This is a genomic window from Pseudomonas sp. efr-133-TYG-5, assembly GCF_030209175.1.
Taxonomy (GTDB): domain Bacteria; phylum Pseudomonadota; class Gammaproteobacteria; order Pseudomonadales; family Pseudomonadaceae; genus Aquipseudomonas.
In genome coordinates this window covers 734628-751635 of the sequence record NZ_JARVSM010000001.1, presented here as the reverse complement: position 1 = coordinate 751635, position 17008 = coordinate 734628, and the positions used below count along the sequence as shown (strand labels likewise).

The 17008-nt window shown below is 63.1% G+C and carries 14 protein-coding genes and 1 riboswitch; of the genes, 3 read left to right on the top strand and 11 right to left on the bottom strand.

Features of this window, described 5'->3' with window-relative positions; all coding sequences use genetic code 11:
- Positions 1-19: 19 nt before the first annotated feature.
- The gene (gene metH / locus QRN70_RS03305) at positions 20-3730 is read right to left on the bottom strand and encodes a methionine synthase (RefSeq protein ID WP_285415786.1); all 3711 of its coding nucleotides are present in this window, start codon (positions 3728-3730) and stop codon (positions 20-22) included.
- Between the two features lie 155 nt (positions 3731-3885).
- Here metH and QRN70_RS03300 point away from each other — a divergent pair, with 155 nt between their 5' ends.
- From QRN70_RS03300 to nfuA, 3 genes are all read left to right on the top strand, one after another.
- Positions 3886-6168 (top strand): fatty acid cis/trans isomerase, encoded by a 2283-nt coding sequence (locus tag QRN70_RS03300; RefSeq protein ID WP_285415785.1) that lies wholly within the window; start codon positions 3886-3888, stop codon positions 6166-6168.
- 183 nt (positions 6169-6351) lie between these two features.
- Positions 6352-7353, top strand: coding sequence for an acyltransferase family protein (locus QRN70_RS03295; RefSeq protein WP_285415784.1), 1002 nt, complete (start codon positions 6352-6354; stop codon positions 7351-7353).
- An 88-nt stretch (positions 7354-7441) separates the two neighbouring features.
- Positions 7442-8026 (top strand): Fe-S biogenesis protein NfuA, encoded by a 585-nt coding sequence (gene nfuA, locus QRN70_RS03290; protein WP_007959519.1) that lies wholly within the window; start codon positions 7442-7444, stop codon positions 8024-8026.
- Between the two features lie 82 nt (positions 8027-8108).
- Here nfuA and cobM read toward each other — a convergent pair whose 3' ends face one another.
- The 10 genes from cobM to QRN70_RS03240 form a co-directional block, all read right to left on the bottom strand.
- Positions 8109-8855 carry a precorrin-4 C(11)-methyltransferase gene (cobM, locus tag QRN70_RS03285; RefSeq protein WP_285415783.1) on the bottom strand — a complete coding sequence of 249 codons (747 nt, stop codon included), beginning with the start codon at positions 8853-8855 and terminating at the stop codon, positions 8109-8111.
- 79 nt (positions 8856-8934) lie between these two features.
- Positions 8935-9348: a cobalamin biosynthesis protein gene (locus QRN70_RS03280; protein WP_285415782.1), complete on the bottom strand. Its 414-nt coding sequence runs from the start codon at positions 9346-9348 to the stop codon at positions 8935-8937.
- Positions 9345-10046, bottom strand: a complete 702-nt coding sequence (locus QRN70_RS03275) for a CbtA family protein (RefSeq protein ID WP_285415781.1) — start codon at positions 10044-10046, stop codon at positions 9345-9347. The genes QRN70_RS03280 and QRN70_RS03275 overlap by 4 nt, the downstream gene beginning before the upstream one ends.
- Before the next feature lie 11 nt (positions 10047-10057).
- Positions 10058-10255, bottom strand: a complete 198-nt coding sequence (locus tag QRN70_RS03270) for a CbtB domain-containing protein (protein ID WP_285415780.1) — start codon at positions 10253-10255, stop codon at positions 10058-10060.
- A 121-nt stretch (positions 10256-10376) separates the two neighbouring features.
- A riboswitch (cobalamin riboswitch) is annotated at positions 10377-10597 on the bottom strand.
- A gap of 34 nt (positions 10598-10631) precedes the next feature.
- Positions 10632-10958: a hypothetical protein gene (locus tag QRN70_RS03265; RefSeq protein WP_285415779.1), complete on the bottom strand. Its 327-nt coding sequence runs from the start codon at positions 10956-10958 to the stop codon at positions 10632-10634.
- Positions 10945-11643 (bottom strand): AzlC family ABC transporter permease, encoded by a 699-nt coding sequence (locus tag QRN70_RS03260; protein WP_285415778.1) that lies wholly within the window; start codon positions 11641-11643, stop codon positions 10945-10947. The genes QRN70_RS03265 and QRN70_RS03260 overlap by 14 nt, the downstream gene beginning before the upstream one ends.
- Positions 11633-12550, bottom strand: coding sequence for a sugar phosphate isomerase/epimerase family protein (locus QRN70_RS03255; protein ID WP_285415777.1), 918 nt, complete (start codon positions 12548-12550; stop codon positions 11633-11635). Before QRN70_RS03255 ends, QRN70_RS03260 begins: the two co-directional genes overlap by 11 nt.
- Positions 12547-14967, bottom strand: a complete 2421-nt coding sequence (locus tag QRN70_RS03250) for an ATP-grasp domain-containing protein (protein ID WP_285415776.1) — start codon at positions 14965-14967, stop codon at positions 12547-12549. Before QRN70_RS03250 ends, QRN70_RS03255 begins: the two co-directional genes overlap by 4 nt.
- Positions 14964-16244 (bottom strand): hypothetical protein, encoded by a 1281-nt coding sequence (locus tag QRN70_RS03245; RefSeq protein ID WP_285415775.1) that lies wholly within the window; start codon positions 16242-16244, stop codon positions 14964-14966. Before QRN70_RS03245 ends, QRN70_RS03250 begins: the two co-directional genes overlap by 4 nt.
- Positions 16244-16996 carry a 2OG-Fe dioxygenase family protein gene (locus QRN70_RS03240; RefSeq protein ID WP_285415774.1) on the bottom strand — a complete coding sequence of 251 codons (753 nt, stop codon included), beginning with the start codon at positions 16994-16996 and terminating at the stop codon, positions 16244-16246. The genes QRN70_RS03245 and QRN70_RS03240 overlap by 1 nt, the downstream gene beginning before the upstream one ends.
- Between the last annotated feature and the right edge of the window lie 12 nt (positions 16997-17008).

Sequence of the window (17008 nt, the reverse complement as noted above, 5' to 3'; positions counted from 1 at the left end):
GCAGCACCGCAAGCGATGCTTAGTCGTCGTACCCCAGGTTCGGCGCCAGCCAGCGCTCGGTGACGCTCAACTCCTGGCCCTTGCGCGAGGTGTAGCTGGCGACCTGGTCCTTGTCGATCTTGCCCACCGCAAAGTACTGCGCCTGCGGGTGAGCGAAGTACCAGCCGCTGACGGCTGCCGCCGGGAACATCGCGTAGTGCTCGGTGAGAAACACGCCGCTGCGGCCGGCACGCAGTTCCTGCGCCTCGGGATCGAGCAGGGCGAACAGCGTGGCCTTCTCGGTGTGATCGGGGCACGCCGGGTAGCCCGGGGCAGGGCGGATGCCGGAGTATTGCTCCTTGATCAGCGCTTCGTTGTCGAGCGCCTCGTCCTTGGCGTAACCCCAGTGCTCTTTGCGCACCTGCTGGTGCAGCCACTCGGCGCAGGCTTCGGCGAGGCGGTCGGCTAGGGCCTTGACCATGATCGAGTTGTAGTCGTCGCCAGCGTCCTGATAAGCCTTGGCCACTTCTTCGGCGCCGATGCCGGCGGTGGTGATGAAGCCGCCGACATAGTCGGTCACTTCGCTGTCCTTCGGTGCAACGAAGTCGGCCAGGGAGAAGTTCGGCTTGCCGTCGGTCTTGATGATCTGCTGGCGCAGGTGATGCAGGCGCGCCAGAGGCTTGCCGTCGTCGCCGTACAGCTCGATGTCGTCGTCATGCACCTGGTTGGCCGGCCAGAAACCGAACACCGCACGGGCGCTGATCAGCTTCTCGTCGATCAGCTTGCCGAGCATTTCGCGCGCGTCCTTGTACAGCGCGGTGGCGGCTTCACCCACCACTTCGTCTTCGAGGATGCGCGGGAACTTGCCGGCCAGGTCCCAGGAGATGAAGAACGGCGTCCAGTCGATGTACTCGGCCAGTACGTTGAGATCGATATTGTCCAGCACGCGGGTGCCGGTGAAGGTCGGTTTGACCGGGGTGTAACCGGCCCAGTCGAACTGTGGTTTCTTGGCGATTGCGGCGGCGTAGCTCAAGCGTTCGGTGCGGGCACTGCGGTTGGCGGTGCGTTCACGCACGTCGACGTAATCGGCGCGGGTCTTCTCGACGAAACCGGCCTTGAGTTCCTTGGACAGCAACTGCGTCGCCACGCCGACGGCGCGCGAGGCGTCGGTGACGTAGACCACCGCGTCGTTGCTGTACTTGGGCTCGATCTTCACCGCCGTGTGCGCCTTGGAGGTGGTCGCGCCGCCGATCATCAGCGGCAGATGGAAGTCCTGGCGCTGCATTTCCCGGGCAACGTGGACCATTTCATCCAGCGACGGCGTGATCAGGCCGGACAGGCCGATGATGTCGCACTTCTCTTCGCGGGCCACTTGCAGGATCTTTTCCGCCGGGACCATCACTCCGAGATCGACGATGTCGTAGCCGTTGCAGCCGAGCACCACGCCGACGATGTTCTTGCCGATGTCGTGCACGTCGCCTTTTACCGTGGCCATGAGGATCTTGCCCTTGGCTTCCGGCTTGTCGCCTTTTTCCAGTTCGATGAACGGGATCAGGTGGGCCACGGCCTGTTTCATCACGCGCGCCGATTTCACCACTTGCGGCAGGAACATTTTGCCGGCGCCGAACAGGTCGCCGACGATGTTCATGCCCGACATCAACGGGCCCTCGATGACTTCGATCGGACGGGCGAACGACTGCCGCGACTCTTCGGTGTCTTCGACGATGTGCGTGGTGATGCCCTTGACCAGCGCATGCTCCAGACGCTTGTTGACGTCCCAGCCACGCCACTCTTCGGTCTCGGCTTCCTTGACGCTGCCGTCGCCCTTGTACTTGTCGGCGATGGCGAGCAGGGCGTCGGTGCCTTCCGGAGTGCGGTTGAGGATCACGTCCTCGACGGCGTCGCGCAGCTCCTGCGGGATCTGGTCGTAGATTTCCAGCTGCCCGGCGTTGACGATGCCCATGGTCAGGCCGGCGCGGATCGCGTACAGCAGGAACACCGAGTGGATCGCCTCGCGCACCGGGTTGTTGCCGCGGAACGAGAACGACACGTTGGACACGCCGCCGGAACTCAGCGCGTACGGCAGTTCGTCGCGGATGTAGGCACAGGCGTTGATGAAGTCCACAGCGTAGTTGTTGTGTTCTTCGATGCCGGTGGCCACGGCGAAGATGTTCGGGTCGAAGATGATGTCTTCCGGCGGGAAGCCGACTTCGTTGACCAGGATGTCGTAGGAGCGTTTGCAGATTTCCTTCTTGCGCGCCTCGGTGTCGGCCTGGCCGGCTTCGTCGAACGCCATCACCACCACTGCCGCGCCGTAGCGTTTGCACAGCTTGGCGTGATGGATGAACTGCTCGACGCCTTCTTTCATGCTGATCGAGTTGACGATGCCCTTGCCCTGGATGCACTTCAGGCCCGCTTCGATCACTTCCCATTTCGACGAGTCGATCATGATCGGCACGCGGGAGATGTCCGGCTCACCGGCGATCAGATTGAGGAAGGTCACCATGGCCTTCTTCGAATCGAGCATGCCTTCGTCCATGTTGATGTCGATCACCTGCGCGCCGGCCTCGACCTGCTGCAGGGCGACTTCCAGGGCTTCGGTGTAGTTGTCCTCGCGGATCAGGCGGGCGAACTTGGCGGAACCGGTGATGTTGGTGCGCTCGCCGACGTTGACGAACAGCGAGCTGCGATCGATGGTGAACGGCTCCAGACCCGACAGGCGGCAGGCCTTGGGAATATCCGGAATCTGCCGAGGCGCGTAACCGGCCACGGCTTTGGCGATGGCTTCGATGTGCCCCGGGGTGGTGCCGCAGCAACCGCCGACGATGTTGAGGAAGCCGCTCTGGGCGAATTCTTCGATCACCTTGGCAGTGTCGACCGGCAGTTCGTCGTACTCGCCGAATTCGTTCGGCAGGCCGGCGTTCGGGTGCGCGGAGACGTGGGTGCCGGCCTTGTCCGACAGTTCTTCCAGGTACGGACGCAGCTCGCGGGCGCCGAGGGCGCAGTTGAGGCCGACCGAAATCGGCTTGGCGTGGGCCACGGAGTTCCAGAAGGCTTCGGTGGTCTGGCCCGACAGGGTACGGCCGGAGGCGTCGGTGATGGTGCCGGAGATCATGATCGGCAGCTCGATGCCCAGTTCTTCGAACACGCCTTGTACGGCGAAGATCGCCGCTTTGGCGTTGAGGGTGTCGAAGATGGTTTCGATCAGGATCAGGTCGGCGCCGCCCTCGATCAGGCCTTTGCTGGCCTCGGTGTAGTTTTCCACCAGTTCATCGAAGGTGACGTTGCGGTAGCCGGGGTTGTTGACGTCCGGCGACAGCGAGCAGGTGCGGCTGGTCGGGCCGAGGACGCCGGCGACAAAGCGTGGCTTGGCCGGGTTCTCGGCGGTCTTGGCGTCGGCAATCTTGCGCGCCAGGCGGGCGCCTTCTACGTTGAGTTCATAGGCCAGCTCTTCCATGCCGTAGTCGGCCATGGAAATGCGCGTGGCGTTGAAGGTGTTGGTTTCCAGAATGTCGGCGCCGGCATCCAGGTAGGCCTTCTCGATACCCCCGATCACGTCGGGACGGGTGATGACCAGCAGGTCGTTGTTGCCCTTGACGTCGCTCGGCCAGTCGGCGAAGCGTTTGCCGCGATAATCCTGCTCTTCGAGCTTGTAGCTCTGGATCATCGTGCCCATGCCGCCATCGAGAATCAGGATGCGCTCTTTGAGGGCTTGCTTGAGAGCTTGAAGGCGGACGCTGCGATCGGACATTGGGACTACTCGAAAAGACCATGACGAAGGGCCGGGATCATAACAAACCTGTGCGGTTTTGGAGCATGTGGCACTTTTGCATGAATATCGTTCATGTTGGTACGAACGTCATACTGTAGAATCGCTGCGTTTTTTTCAGGATCGGGATCAAGGGCATGTCGTACCGCGTCATCAGCACTGTGTTGCTGTTTTTAAGCTGGGGCGCCGTGGCGCAGGAACCCGCGATCTCCTATACCCGTGACATTCAGCCGATCTTCACCGAAAAGTGCGTGGCCTGCCACGCGTGCTACGACTCCGCCTGCCAGTTGAACCTGGGCAGTGCCGAGGGCGCGACGCGCGGCGCGAGCAAGATGCCGGTCTACGATGGCGAACGCAGCCAGGCCGCGCCGACCACCCGGTTGTTCTACGACGCCTTCGGCAAACGTGCCTGGCAGCAGAAAGGCTTCTATTCGGTGCTTGACGCTCAAGGCAGCCAGGCGGCGCTGATGGCGCGCATGCTGGAGCTGGGCCACACAACCCCGCTGACCCCCAACGCCAAATTGCCCGAAGACATCGTCCTCGGCCTGCAACGGGAAAACATGTGCGCGATGCCCGCCGAATTCGACGGTTACGCCGGGGCGCACCCGAAAGAGGGCATGCCGCTGGCGGTAACCGGCCTGACCGATCAGCAGTACCAGACCCTGCAACGCTGGCTGGCGTCCGGTGCTCCCATCGACGAACAGGGCCTGGTGCCGAGCGCCAGCGAAACCCGGCAGATCGTGCAGTGGGAAAACCTGCTCAACACGCCCGGCGCGCGGCAGAGCCTGGTCGGACGCTGGCTGTTCGAGCACTGGTTCCTCGCTCATATCTATTTCAAGGATGGCGAGCCCGGGCATTACTTCCAGTGGGTGCGTTCGCGCACGCCAACCGGCCAGCCGATCGATCTGATTGCCACCCGCCGTCCCAACGATGATCCGGGCACCCAGGTGTACTACCGCCTGTGGCCGGTGCAAGGGGTGATCGTGCACAAGACTCACATCACCTATCCGTTGAGCGCGGCGAAGATGGCGCGGGTCAAGAGCCTGTTCTACAGCGGCAACTGGCAGGTCAATGCCTTGCCGGGCTACGGCCCGCAGAGCCGGGCCAACCCGTTCGCCACGTTCGAGGCGATCCCGGCCCAGGCGCGCTACCAGTTCATGCTCGATAACGCCGAGTACTTCGTGCGCACGTTCATTCGCGGCCCCGTCTGCCGTGGGCAGATCGCGACCGATGTGATTCGCGACAACTTCTGGGCGCTGTTCCAGGCCCCCGAACACGACCTGTACATCACCGACCCGAACTATCGCGGCCAGGCCACGCCGCTGCTGGCGATGCCGGGGCAGAACGACGATGTCGGCAGCGTGCTGAGCCTGTGGCATGACTACCGCAACAAGCGCAACCAGTACGAGGCGTTGCGCCGCGACAGTTACGCCGATGCGCCGCCCCCGAGCTGGTCGACCCTGTGGGCGGGCAATGACAATGCCTTGCTGAGCATCTTCCGCCACTTCGACAGTGCGTCGGTGACCAAAGGCCTGATCGGCGAAGTGCCGCAAACCATGTGGCTGTTCGACTACCCGCTGCTCGAGCGCACTTACTACCAGTTGGCGGTGAATTTCGACGTGTTCGGCAACGTCTCGCACCAGGCGCAGACTCGCCTGTATTTCGACCTGATCCGCAATGGCGCCGAGCAGAACTTCCTGCGCCTGATGCCGGCCGATTCCCGCGAGGCCTACCTCGACGATTGGTACCAGAGCAGCGGCAAGTTCAAGATGTGGCTGGATTACGAAGCCATCGACGACGACAAGCCGACCGCGCTGAAACTCGACGAAAAAGACCCCAAGCGCGACTTCGCCCGGCAGTTGCTGGCGCGTTACGGCGATCTCAATGCGCGGCCGGATCCGCTCAACCGCTGCGAGGACGCCTACTGTTCGCGGCCGAACATCGACCCGGCGCTGCAAAACGCCGAGCAGGCCCTCAGCCGCCTGACGTCGCGGCCGGCGGCCGGCCTCAAGGTCATCGATCAGTTGCCGGAGGCGACCATGCTGCGCGTCGAGACCCGCAGCGGTAAACGCGAGGTCTACAGCCTGATGCGCAACCGTGCCCACAGCAACGTGGCGTTCCTGCTCGGCGAATCGCTGCGTTATCAACCGGGACTCGACAGCCTGACCATCTACCCGGGCGTGCTCAGCAGCTACCCGAACTTCATGTTCAATATCCCCGCCGAACAGGTGCCGGCCTTCGTCGATGCCATGGAAAACGCCAGGGACGCCTCGCAGTTCGAGAAAATCGTCGAGCGCTGGGGCATTCGCCGCAGCCATCCGCAGTTCTGGTTCTACTTCCATGACCTGAGCCAGTACCTGCACGAAACCGAGCCGGTGGAAGAGGGCGTGCTGGACATGAACCGCTACGAGAATCTTTGATCGTTTGAGGCCGGCCTGCTGTCCGAGACTCTGGTAGCACCGCAAAAACCTGCAGGCACGAGCCTGCTCGTGATGGCGTCAGGGCATTCATGATGAAGCTCGCCTGAAACGTCGCCACCGCGAGCAAGCTCAGCCCTGCAAGGGGCTGGCGGTGGTTTTCAGAGGCGTGGACGGGAGCCGGTCATGTTGATTTCAGTGCAGGCCCTGCGTGCGTTTGCGGCGTGGACCGTGGTCTGTCACCACTTCATGCAGATTTTCTTCGACTTCAAGGCGCGCGGGCCGATCGGGCAGTTGTTCATCGACAAGGGTGCCGTCGGGGTCGATATCTTCTTTGTCATCAGCGGTCTGGTGATCTTCCTGTCCACCGAGGGCAAAGACCTGCCGCCCGGGCGATTTCTGCTGTATCGGCTGTTCCGCATCGTGCCGGCGTATTGGCTGTACACCCTGTTGATGGCGCTGTTGGTGGTGTTCGCCCGGCCGCTGTTACCGGATCAGAGCGTCGACTGGGGGCATTTCCTGCTGTCGCTGCTGTTTATTCCTACGCAGAACCCGGGCGGCTACGGCATTTATCCGACCCTGAACGTCGGTTGGACCCTCAACTACGAAATGCTTTTCTACGTGCTGTTTGCCTGGGCGCTGCTGTTTCGCCTGCAGGTACGGCTGTTGGTGGTGGCGGCGCTGCTGTTTGCCGTTTGTCAGGCGTGGACAGGGTTTGGCTGGGTCAGCACGTTCTATCGCTCGGACATCGTCTACGAGTTTCTCCTCGGAATCGGCATCGGCATGCTTTATCGCCGGGGCTGGATCGGTCCCGGCCTGTGGCTGCCGATCCTCGGGATCGGCGCAGCGCTGCTGGCGATCTATCACTTGCCGCCGGCGCCTCGGTTGTTGAACTGGGGTGTGCCGAGCGCCGTGCTGGTCATGGCGTGCATGGCGCTGGAGCGTTACGTCGAGGGTAACCGTGTGCTCAAACTGCTTGGCGACTGCTCGTACTCGGTGTACCTGATGCACGTTCTGGTGTTGTCGGCGGGCGGGTTCCTCGCGCGCGCGTACGGAATCAACCCGTACCTGATGTTCATCCTGTGCGCGCTGGCGATTGGCGTGGGCTCCTGGTTCAGCTACCAGTGGGTGGAAAAGCGCAGTTACCAGTGGCTCAAGGCAAGCATCGACGGCAAACCGACGAACTGAGCGATGCGAACTATTCCTACGTAAATACTAGGACTTTGTCCCGGCCGCCGATTGGCGTAAACTGCGCCCAAGCCTGCGAGGAGTTTCCATGACCGCTATTACCATTACCGACGCCGCCCACGATTACCTGGCCGATCTGCTCTCCAAGCAGAACACCCCGGGCATCGGCATCCGCGTCTTCATCACCCAGCCTGGCACCCAGTACGCCGAAACGTGCATTGCCTACTGCAAGCCGGGCGAAGAAAAACCCGAAGATACCGCGCTGGGGCTGAAAAGCTTCACCGCCTACATCGACTCGTTCAGCGAAGCGTTTCTTGACGATGCCGTCGTCGACTACGCCACCGACCGCATGGGCGGCCAGCTGACCATCAAGGCGCCAAACGCCAAAGTACCGATGGTCAATGCCGACAGCCCGATCAACGAGCGCATCAACTATTACCTGCAAACTGAAATCAACCCGGGCCTGGCCAGCCACGGCGGTCAGGTCAGCCTGATCGATGTGGTCGAGGACGGCATCGCCGTGTTGCAGTTCGGTGGTGGTTGCCAGGGCTGCGGCCAGGCCGACGTGACCCTCAAGGAAGGCATCGAGCGCACCTTGCTCGAGCGCATCCCGGAGCTCAAGGGTGTACGTGACGTGACCGACCACACGCAGAAAGAAAACGCCTACTACTGAGTAAGGTGTGCACTGCGGACATGAAAAACGGCGCCCCGTGAGCGCCGTTTTTTATTGGGTAAGGAAAAACGTCGCAGGCTGTTCAGGGCCTGTAGAGATGCGCATGCCCGGCGCGATACAGCGACGACTCGCTGAACACCTCGCTGCCCAGCACCCGGCCCACCAGGATCAACGCCGTCCGCCGGAACCCCTTGGCCTCGACCTTCGCGGCAATATCCGCCAGCGTGCCCACCACCCAGTCCTGGTCCGGCCACGTCGCCCGATGAATCACCGCAATCGGGCAATCGGCACCGTAGTGCGGCAGCAGTTCGGCAAGGATCTTCTGTAGGTGATTGACTCCCAGGTGAATCGCCATGGTCGCGCCGTGCTGCGCCAGATTGCCCAGTTCCTCGCCTGCCGGCATCGCGGTCTTGTCGGCATAGCGGGTCAGAATCACACTTTGCGACACGTCCGGCAGGGTCAGTTCGGCACCCAGAAGCGCGGCGCAGGCCGCGGTGGCGGTGACGCCGGGAATGATCTCGAACGGGATCTGCAGCTCGCGCAGGCAGCGGATCTGCTCGCCGATCGCGCCGTACAGGCTCGGATCGCCGGAATGCACACGGGCCACATCCTGGCCGTTGTCGTGGGCGGATCTGATCAGGTCGATGATCTGTTCCAGATGCAATTCGGCGCTGTTGACCACGGTTACGGCACGATGACCTTCGAGCACGGCGGCGGGTACCAGCGAACCTGCGTAGATAATCACCGGGCAATTGCGGATCAGCCGCTGGCCTTTGACGGTGATCAGTTCCGGGTCGCCGGGGCCGGCGCCGATGAAGTAGACGGTCATCGTTGAATCCTGTGAAAACGCTGTTTATGAGCGCGCAGATGAAGATTGCTCATGATCGAAGGCGGGGATTATCGGCGGTTTACGCGGCGCCGGCCAATGCCAGGGTGGCCTGGGCAAACTTTTGCCGGGAGATCAGCAGTTTGGCCGGGGCCCGCATCAGTTGTTCGGCGAGGGCGAGCGCAGCGCTTTCCGCTACGCCGTAGCAGCCGGTGCGCTCATAGGCGATCTGTGAATGGTGGCTCAGGCGCGGCTGGTAAACGGCCAGTTCGGCGCTGCTGAAGTACAGCAGCGGTAGCGCCAGTTGCGCGGCCAGTTCCTGCAGGCCCGGTTCATCGCACTTGAGATCGATACTGGCCAGGGCCTGGACCGCCTCAAGGTCGATCTGGTGGGCCTGCAAGGCCTGGTCGAGCAATGCGCGCAGCGTGCTGGCGGGGCAGCCTCGCTGGCAGCCCAGGCCGACCACCAGGGTCGGCGCTGCGCGGGTATCACTCATGCGTGGTATTGGCCTGCGCTTTTGCGACGGAACAACCAGGCGCTGATCAGGCCCAGGGCCAGCCAGAACGCGACGTTGGTCAACTGCGAAGCGATTTTGAACTGCGCTTCCAGGGCCTCCGGGGCCAGCATCGAATGCACTTGCGGTTGCGGCGCGCCGATCACGTGCGGCACGGCCAGGATCGCTACGCCGAGGAGCTTCATCAGCCAGTTGTGGCTGAAGGCGATCAAGGCCAGGCCGACCGCGGTGGATGCGGCAGTCCCGATCCACCACATCTGCCGCGAGGCGAGATCCGCCGCGGCGGTGCCCGGCAGTTCCGGCGGCAGGCCCAGGGTCGGCGCCAGCACGAACGTCGCATAACCAGCCAGGCCCCAGAGCAGTCCTTGCGAAGTCTTGGTCGGTGCACGCAGGGTGTACAGGCCCGCCAGCATCAGGGCGAACCCGACGGCGACCACCAGGTTGCCACCCGTGGTCGATGCCACGCGCTGCCAGCCGTCTTCCGGCTCCCAGGCTTCGGCATCATGGCTGTGCGCGGCGGTACCGGCGGCGTGTTCGTGAACCGGCGCCACCGGCTCGGATTTTTCGTAGGTTTCCGCCTGGAGAATCAGCGGCGACACCCAGAAGCTCTGCATCAGGGTGAGCAGCAGGGCGGCCAGCAGGCCGCTGAAACCGGCGGTTTGCGCGATACGCTTGATCATGTCGGTAGGTCTCAGTGGCACGGGAACGCGGCGCTGTGGCGGGTATCGTGGGCGGCGTTGTGCACCGCTTCGATGTGCGAGAAACCGGCGAAGTAGACCAGGCTGGCGCCGAGGATCGACGCGAAGATCGCGGCGCCCAGGCGTTGGCTCAGGGTGGTGCTGCTGGCGGAGCGGGTGTCCGTGCTGCGAGTGCTGGTGATGATCGACATGGCGCTTCCCTCTGGAATGTCAGCGGGTGAACAGAGCGCATGAGCACCCCTGCGAGACAGGCACGCAGAGGTTCGAACAGCGCCCGCCCACCGCGGGTTTGTTATGTGCAGTGACGCCTTGGCGCACTGTGTGTTGCGGGCCGGTCTCCGGGCTCGCGAGGGGTCGGCACCAGGCCCACCGACAAGCATCACCTTCCCATGCCGCTGGCACAGTGGATCTGACGCTTCACTCGCTTACCGTTGCGGGGGCAGCACCGGACTGACATGGCTTCAGAGTAAAGCACATGATTCACCGGTTTCCCGTTTCACCCTGTGAAGGGCACCCGTAACAAGTTGTGTAGGAGAGCATGGGCGAGGGATTCGCGTCAATCGACGCCTACCGCATCGCCAGCATCACGTACACCGCCAGGGCGATCAGGAACGCATAGTAGGACTTGATGCGCGTCAGGCTCAGCAACCAGGCCAGGGCCACCGGCACGATCCACGTCAACGACGCGGTGTGCTGGCTGGCCAGCGGGTAGAGCGACCCTGCCAGGAGGCTGACCAGCATCGCCACCGAGGTGTATTTGCCCAGACGGTCGATAAAGCTGCGCGCGCCACCGGACAGCCGCTCGACATCGACCGCCAGCGGCAACAAGCGGCAGACCGCTGAAACCAGCGCGCAGATCAGCACGTACAGCCAGAAGGTACTAGGTTCGGTCATAGGCATAACTCGTCAGAACGGTGACCACCAGCACCAGCAGCAGGCTCACTTCGCCCAGCCACAGCAAGCCTGCGGCGGTGGCCAGGCCGGCGATCCATTGCGCATGGAAACTGTGCCGGTCGCGGGCCATTTTGCCCAGCGAGGCACTGATGAAGATCGCGATCACCACGCTGACGTGGTCCATCACGGCGTTGTCGGCCAGGCTGGCGAAGCAGTAACCGGCCATGGTGCCGAACAGGGCGGCGGCGTACAGCAGGAAACATACGGTGTTGGCGTACGCGCGGCTGATCGGTTGCTGTTCCTTGCGGATCGACATCAGCGTGAAGGCCGCATTGGCCATTACCGCCAGCGCCGGAACGAAGGTTTTGATCGGTCCCTCGAGGCTGGATTTCAGGCTCAGGGTAAACACCAGAAAACGCAGGTTGATACTCAACGCCGAGACCAGCACGCCAAAGGCGTTCAGCAGGTGTGCGGGCGTTTCCAGCAGGGTCAGTTGCAAGGGCGAGGCCATCACCGTACCGCTGAACACCACCATGGCCGGCAGGTCGAGGCCATGGCGGCGCCCGAGCATGCCGATCAGGGTGAAGGTCAGCAGCAGCGAGAACACGAACGGCAGCGCATCGCGGATGCCGGTCACGATCTCGCTGGGCGCCGCCGCTTTGCCCAGGGCGGACTCAGCCGGCATGGGTGCTGTGCCGCGCGCCGGCCAGCAATTGCTCGACACCGTGTTTGTAGGCCAGGGCCTTCTCCAGGTAGTACTCGGTGGAGAAGCGCGGGATGAACTCTTCGACCACGGCCACGCCGCGATAACCGTTGACGGCAAAGCGATTGAGCACATCGCTCAGGCGCAGGTTGCCCTCGCCGATCGGCAGATGCTGGTGGTGCGTGTCGTTGAGGTCGGCGATGTGCAGGTGGCGGGTCACCGGCGCCAGATCGGCGATGGCGGCGAACAGGCTCTCGCCATACGGCAGCAACGAGCACAGGTGGGTTACGTCGATGGTCACGAAGCAGCCGGTTTCCTGGTGAAAGCGCAGGTGCTCCTCGACCGTGAACACCGGAAACTTCGGCCGCTGGCCGCCCATGTTTTCCAGGCACAGCGCGATGCCCTGGGTGTTGCAGCGCGCCTTGACCTGATTGATCGCCACGATCAGGTTGTCGAGCAGTTCGGTGTTTTCCAGTTGATCCTTGTAGCCGGGATGGAAGGTCACGCTGGTGGCGCCGGCCTCACGGGAGAAATCCACGGCGGCGCTCAGGCAATCCACAGCCTGGGCGCGTTCGGCCAGATCCGGGGAGCACAGGTTGTACTGGCGGCCCCACCACCCGGCATGCACGGTCAGCGTGATGCCGTGCTGTTCGGTGAAGTGGCGGATCTGCTGCGCCAGCGCGACGCGTTGGGCGCTGTCCAGCGACCAGAAAACCTGTTCGGCGTCTTCGCCGATTTCGAACTCCACCGCTTTGAAATGCCGGGCCAGATCGGTGATCGAACCGAGGATGTCCGCCGGGTTGTCGTAGACGTTGGTGGAGAAGGAGATCAGCGGAAAGTCCGGGCTGATCGGGCCATCGATGCGGTACAGCGTGTCATGGGTGGTCATTGCGCCTGTCCTTGCGTGGTGAACCGTGAGTGGGAAATCGCAGCGTTGAAGAGCGCCGGGTCGTCCGCGTCGCTGCAGGCCAGCAGCACGTAGCCGTGGCGGTCGGCGGAGCGGCGGATGGGGCGGCCGAATCTGTCGTGGTTGAGGCTCGCGCGCAGCGCAAACGGCTGTTGCAGCAGGCGTGCCTGGAGGGGTTGCGGGTCGGTCGCGCGGTCGGCCTCGATGTAGCGGATCGCCATGCGCGCATAGGTTTTCTGCGGTTCTGGCAGCGACGTGCCGGTCATTGCAGCGATGGTGCTGGCCGCCAGGTGAACGCCGGTGGTCTTCCAGACCATTTCCCAGATCTGATCGCCGCCGAAGCGGGTCTGGGTCTCGATGAAGTGCAGTCGCTCACCGTCGAGCTTGACCTCGGTATGCGCCGGGCCCCAGCGGTTGCCCATGCGCTCGAGCAACCACAGCACGGCCTGTTCGATCTGCACACGGCTGGCGTCGTCAAGGCCGGCAGGAAAGTCATGCCCGGTCTCGACGTAACCCGGCGCGCCGCTGGTGTGTTTACGGGTGATGCCGAGAATCCGGTGGCGGCCATCCAGGCTCAGCGACTCGACGCTGTATTCATCGCCGCCGGCGAAGGCCTCGATCAGGTTGCTGCCCTCCAGCGGCAGATGATCGACATCCTCGGGCCTGTCGATGGCGTAGACGCCTTGGCTGCCCGAGCCGCTGACGGGTTTGACAATGGCCGGGCCATGCTGCCGCACGAAGGCGCGCACTTCCTCGCTCCCGGTGACGGCGGCGGCCGGCAATTCGTAGCGGCTGCCCTGCAGCAATTGGCGGAACAGCAGTTTGTCGCGACTGACTTCGACGCTGCGCAGGCTGTTGTGCACGATGCCCAGCTGTTCACCCAGCAGGGAGGCCGGCAGCAGGCCGAGTTCCGAGAACGACACCACGGCAGCGAAGGGGCGCTGGCGGTGCAGTTGCTCCAGGGTTTCGCGGTAGGACGGCAGATCGGCAATGTCGTGCGTCAGTACCAGCGTCGCGTGCTGGCGCTGATAGTCAGACACATCCCCAGGTTGCTGGACGAGGGTGAAGCGAAACTGATGGTGCGTATCCCAGTCCAGTCCGGAATCGCGCCCGCCAATCAGCAGAATGTGTTTGGTGTCCGTCGTGTCCGGGTTTTCGCCGTAGACGTCGAGGTCGGCGACGGCCAGCAGCGATTGGCGCAGGCTGGCGGTGTCGGGCTGCCTGAACTCGATGTACAGGTAGTTCTGGAAGCCGTTGCTGACCGGACCGATGGCATCGCCCGGATTGACGTAGGCGTACCAGCGCTGGAAGCCCGGCAACTGGCTGATGCGTTCGGCGCCGTGCAGGCCGTCATAGCGTCGGTCGGTGCGGGCGAAAGGCGTGGCAATACCGAACGGCTGCGGCGTCTGGTTCGCCGATGGCAGCGCTTGCGCGGACAGCGCGCGGTGGTAGCAGACGTCCAGCGACAGCGCCCAGGCCTGGCGAATCACGTGAATCCGGCTGCCACCGGGGCGTGCGCCGACTTCGAGAACCCTCGGCCCGCGAGCGGTGAGAATGAACTCGACATGGGCAAACGTGCCCGAAAGCTCGAGCGCCTTCACCGCGTCATGGGCCAGGCGATGGCAACGTTCTTTCAGGGCCGCATCGGGTTCCAGCAGCGACGGCGTGTAGCGGGCGAAATGGTGAAAGTCACCGCGGCCGATATCGACACCGGCGATCACGTCGACAATCGGAAAACTGCTGATCGTGCCATCGGCGGCGATGGCGCAGTCGATGGAGTGGTTGGAACCCTGCAGGAACTCCTCCAGCAGCAACTGCTCGGTTTCCCGACTTTTGCCCGCCACATAACGCTGCAACGCCGGCCATTCGTGATGCGCGTAGTCGTGCAGCTCGTGCTGATCGTGGATGCAGCGCACGAACAGGCTGCTGTAGAGGTTGGCCGGCTTCAGAATGAACGGGTAGGGCAGTTCAGCAGGGCGCGCCAACAGGTCGTCGATCTGCACTTCGCGGGATATGACGTGCAGGTCCGGGTTGTGCGACTGCTGGAAGCGCTGACGCTGCAGCACCTTGTCCAGAGTGTTTTCCACGTTGCGGTGCAGGTGGGCCAGCGCGGGCAGCGCCGCACACAGCCGCGCGGTGATCGCGACGTAACCCTCGCGGAAATTCAGCACGCTGGTGAACCCGTGTTCGTCCAGCAGCCGTTGCGTCAGAGCGAGCAGTTCCGCGCTCAGCCCCTTGGAGAAATCGTACGACGCCACGGCTGCGATTCTGCTCGCATCAGCGATCTTGCTGGTCTTGCGGCTGTCGGCGATCAACAACGGCGTGATGCCCTCAGCGATCAGCCCTTCGTATTCACCGTCGCGGATATTGCCGATGATCAGGCAGGCAGGTGCTTTCATTGGCACGCCTCCTGGTCGAAGCTGTAGTGGATCTGGTTCAGGCGCTGGCAGATGTGCGCCAGGCGGATCCGGTCGCCACCGTTGGCGACGCCGCTCAGCACATGGCGAATGATGTGCGCCAGGGCATCGAGATCCTCGCTGCTGATCCCCAGGCGAGTGATTTCCTGCAGGCCGAAGCGCAGACAGTCGCGGCCATTGACCTGTTTATTGTTGACCCGGATGCCCAGCTCATTGAGCTGTTGTGCGGCTTGCCGGGCCTGCTCGCCTTCGAGCAGGAGCAGGTGCGTGTCGGTGGGGTGCAGTGTCCAGCCTGGCAGATCGGCCAGCGCAGCGTGCAACTGGCGGGTATTGGCGCACATGCGTTGCGCGTAGGCCTGGCCGTAATGCCGGGTTTCCACCAGGGTGACGAACAATTGCAGCAGGCCGGGCAGGTTGGGCGACGAGATCAGGCCAGCGCTGAGCGTTTGCTCGATCTGTGCGGCCAGATCGGCACGCCGCGCCACGATCAGCGCGCGGTGCGGGCCGGCGAGGGATTTGTGCGTGTTGCCCTGAAGGATATCGGCGCCGTCATCGAGCGGGTTGGGAAAGGCCTGCCCGGCAATCAACCCCAGGGTGTGCGAGGCATCGTAAATAATCAGGGTGCGCTCGAGGCCCTGGCGGTTGAGCAAGGCGCGCAATGGCTTGATCGCGATCGCCCGGGTGGTCAGGCCATGGTCGAGCAGCACGGCGGCGGGGCGGGTTGCCAACGCTTGCAGGAGGCGGGCGAATTGCTCGAGGTCGATTTGCCCGTCCGCGGTCAGGCTGACAAATGCGCTGTGCCGACCGATTTTTTCCACCAGCGGCCCGGTTGCAAAATGCCCACCGCTTGCGGGCGCCAGCGACACAATGGTGTCGCCCGGTGCGGTCAGGGCAGTCAACACGCTCAGCGTGCAATGCACGCCGGACAACACGCGGTACTCGACGAACGGCGCGTTGAACATCGCTTGCACGGCCTGGGTCGCCAGCGCCTTGAGGGTTTCCACTTCCGGGAAATGCTCGACATGCATGCCGTTGAATTCGGCGGCATAACGCTGGCCGTCGATGGCCTGGGCGTTGAACAGATAACGCTCGTAATGCCGGTTCTGCCCGAGGGTGCGCGCAGTTTCGGACAATATGTTTTCGTTGGCGGTCAACGATAAAGTGCAAGTTCGGCGTGCGCAGGCTTGTTGGAACTGCTCAATAATAAAGTTATGCGCGCCGGGTGTACTGACTGAAAGTGCATGCGTCGAGTAGTTCATTAGTAGTCCGCCAGGTCGAAGTCGATAATCAACATGTCGCGGCTGCCGCGATCCGAATTAATGCCAGATGTTTGCAATGGGGAAACTTCGTGCAGAAGTATTCGGTCATTCAATACGGCGGTTTCCATGTAGTTGCTCAAAGTTGCATGGAATACACAGTCGCCATTGTCATTGAATATTCGACTTTCACCGCCGCTGACATGCTGGCGTTGAATCAAGTGCTGAAAGACGAAATCGTGGCCGTCGCGATGGCGGCCTTCGGGGGTGGCTTGGCCGGCATTGCCCTGATCGCAGAGGATGCGGAACTGATGGCAGGTCACCAGCCAGTCGCGCGGGCCGAGCGTCAGGTCCATCAGCGCCAGGTCGGCGGCGAGCAGTGCGTGCAGGACCGGGGAGTCGATGAATGCCGCTTCGCTGCGGCTGTAGGTGCGCTGGACGCCGCCCAGCAACGGGTTGTGCGCCTGGGCCTGAAAAAAATGGCAGTCTGGCAGCGGCGTCCACTGGCGTTGTCGTTGCCGGTATTCGAACTTGCAGATGCGCCGTTCGCGGATGCCGTTCGCCGGGCTCAGGTAGGCATCGCGGTGCAGATGCTCCCAGGTGGCGTTGAATGCGCGGCACTCTTCGCGCCCCAACAGGGCAACTTGGGCCGCCGGATAATGCTCACTGTGTGCATAGTGGCAATTAACCAGTAGTTGGGAAAGTTCCTTCAGTACGGCATCGTCGGAGTGCCGCAATGCGTTGCCGGCACTCATGTTGCGGACACG

What these genes read in the sequence shown, in the direction of transcription:
- QRN70_RS03295 (WP_285415784.1), top strand. Translation starts at nt 6,352, where the DNA reads ATGTTGATTTCAGTGCAGGCCCTGCGTGCGTTTGCGGCGTGGACCGTG.
- QRN70_RS03300 (WP_285415785.1), top strand. Translation starts at nt 3,886, where the DNA reads ATGTCGTACCGCGTCATCAGCACTGTGTTGCTGTTTTTAAGCTGGGGC.
- cobM (WP_285415783.1), bottom strand. Translation starts at nt 8,855, where the DNA reads ATGACCGTCTACTTCATCGGCGCCGGCCCCGGCGACCCGGAACTGATC.
- QRN70_RS03255 (WP_285415777.1), bottom strand. Translation starts at nt 12,550, where the DNA reads ATGACCACCCATGACACGCTGTACCGCATCGATGGCCCGATCAGCCCG.
- QRN70_RS03250 (WP_285415776.1), bottom strand. Translation starts at nt 14,967, where the DNA reads ATGAAAGCACCTGCCTGCCTGATCATCGGCAATATCCGCGACGGTGAA.
- QRN70_RS03270 (WP_285415780.1), bottom strand. Translation starts at nt 10,255, where the DNA reads ATGTCGATCATCACCAGCACTCGCAGCACGGACACCCGCTCCGCCAGC.
- QRN70_RS03280 (WP_285415782.1), bottom strand. Translation starts at nt 9,348, where the DNA reads ATGAGTGATACCCGCGCAGCGCCGACCCTGGTGGTCGGCCTGGGCTGC.
- QRN70_RS03265 (WP_285415779.1), bottom strand. Translation starts at nt 10,958, where the DNA reads ATGACCGAACCTAGTACCTTCTGGCTGTACGTGCTGATCTGCGCGCTG.
- nfuA (WP_007959519.1), top strand. Translation starts at nt 7,442, where the DNA reads ATGACCGCTATTACCATTACCGACGCCGCCCACGATTACCTGGCCGAT.
- QRN70_RS03275 (WP_285415781.1), bottom strand. Translation starts at nt 10,046, where the DNA reads ATGATCAAGCGTATCGCGCAAACCGCCGGTTTCAGCGGCCTGCTGGCC.
- QRN70_RS03260 (WP_285415778.1), bottom strand. Translation starts at nt 11,643, where the DNA reads ATGCCGGCTGAGTCCGCCCTGGGCAAAGCGGCGGCGCCCAGCGAGATC.
- QRN70_RS03245 (WP_285415775.1), bottom strand. Translation starts at nt 16,244, where the DNA reads ATGAACTACTCGACGCATGCACTTTCAGTCAGTACACCCGGCGCGCAT.
- metH (WP_285415786.1), bottom strand. Translation starts at nt 3,730, where the DNA reads ATGTCCGATCGCAGCGTCCGCCTTCAAGCTCTCAAGCAAGCCCTCAAA.
- QRN70_RS03240 (WP_285415774.1), bottom strand. Translation starts at nt 16,996, where the DNA reads ATGAGTGCCGGCAACGCATTGCGGCACTCCGACGATGCCGTACTGAAG.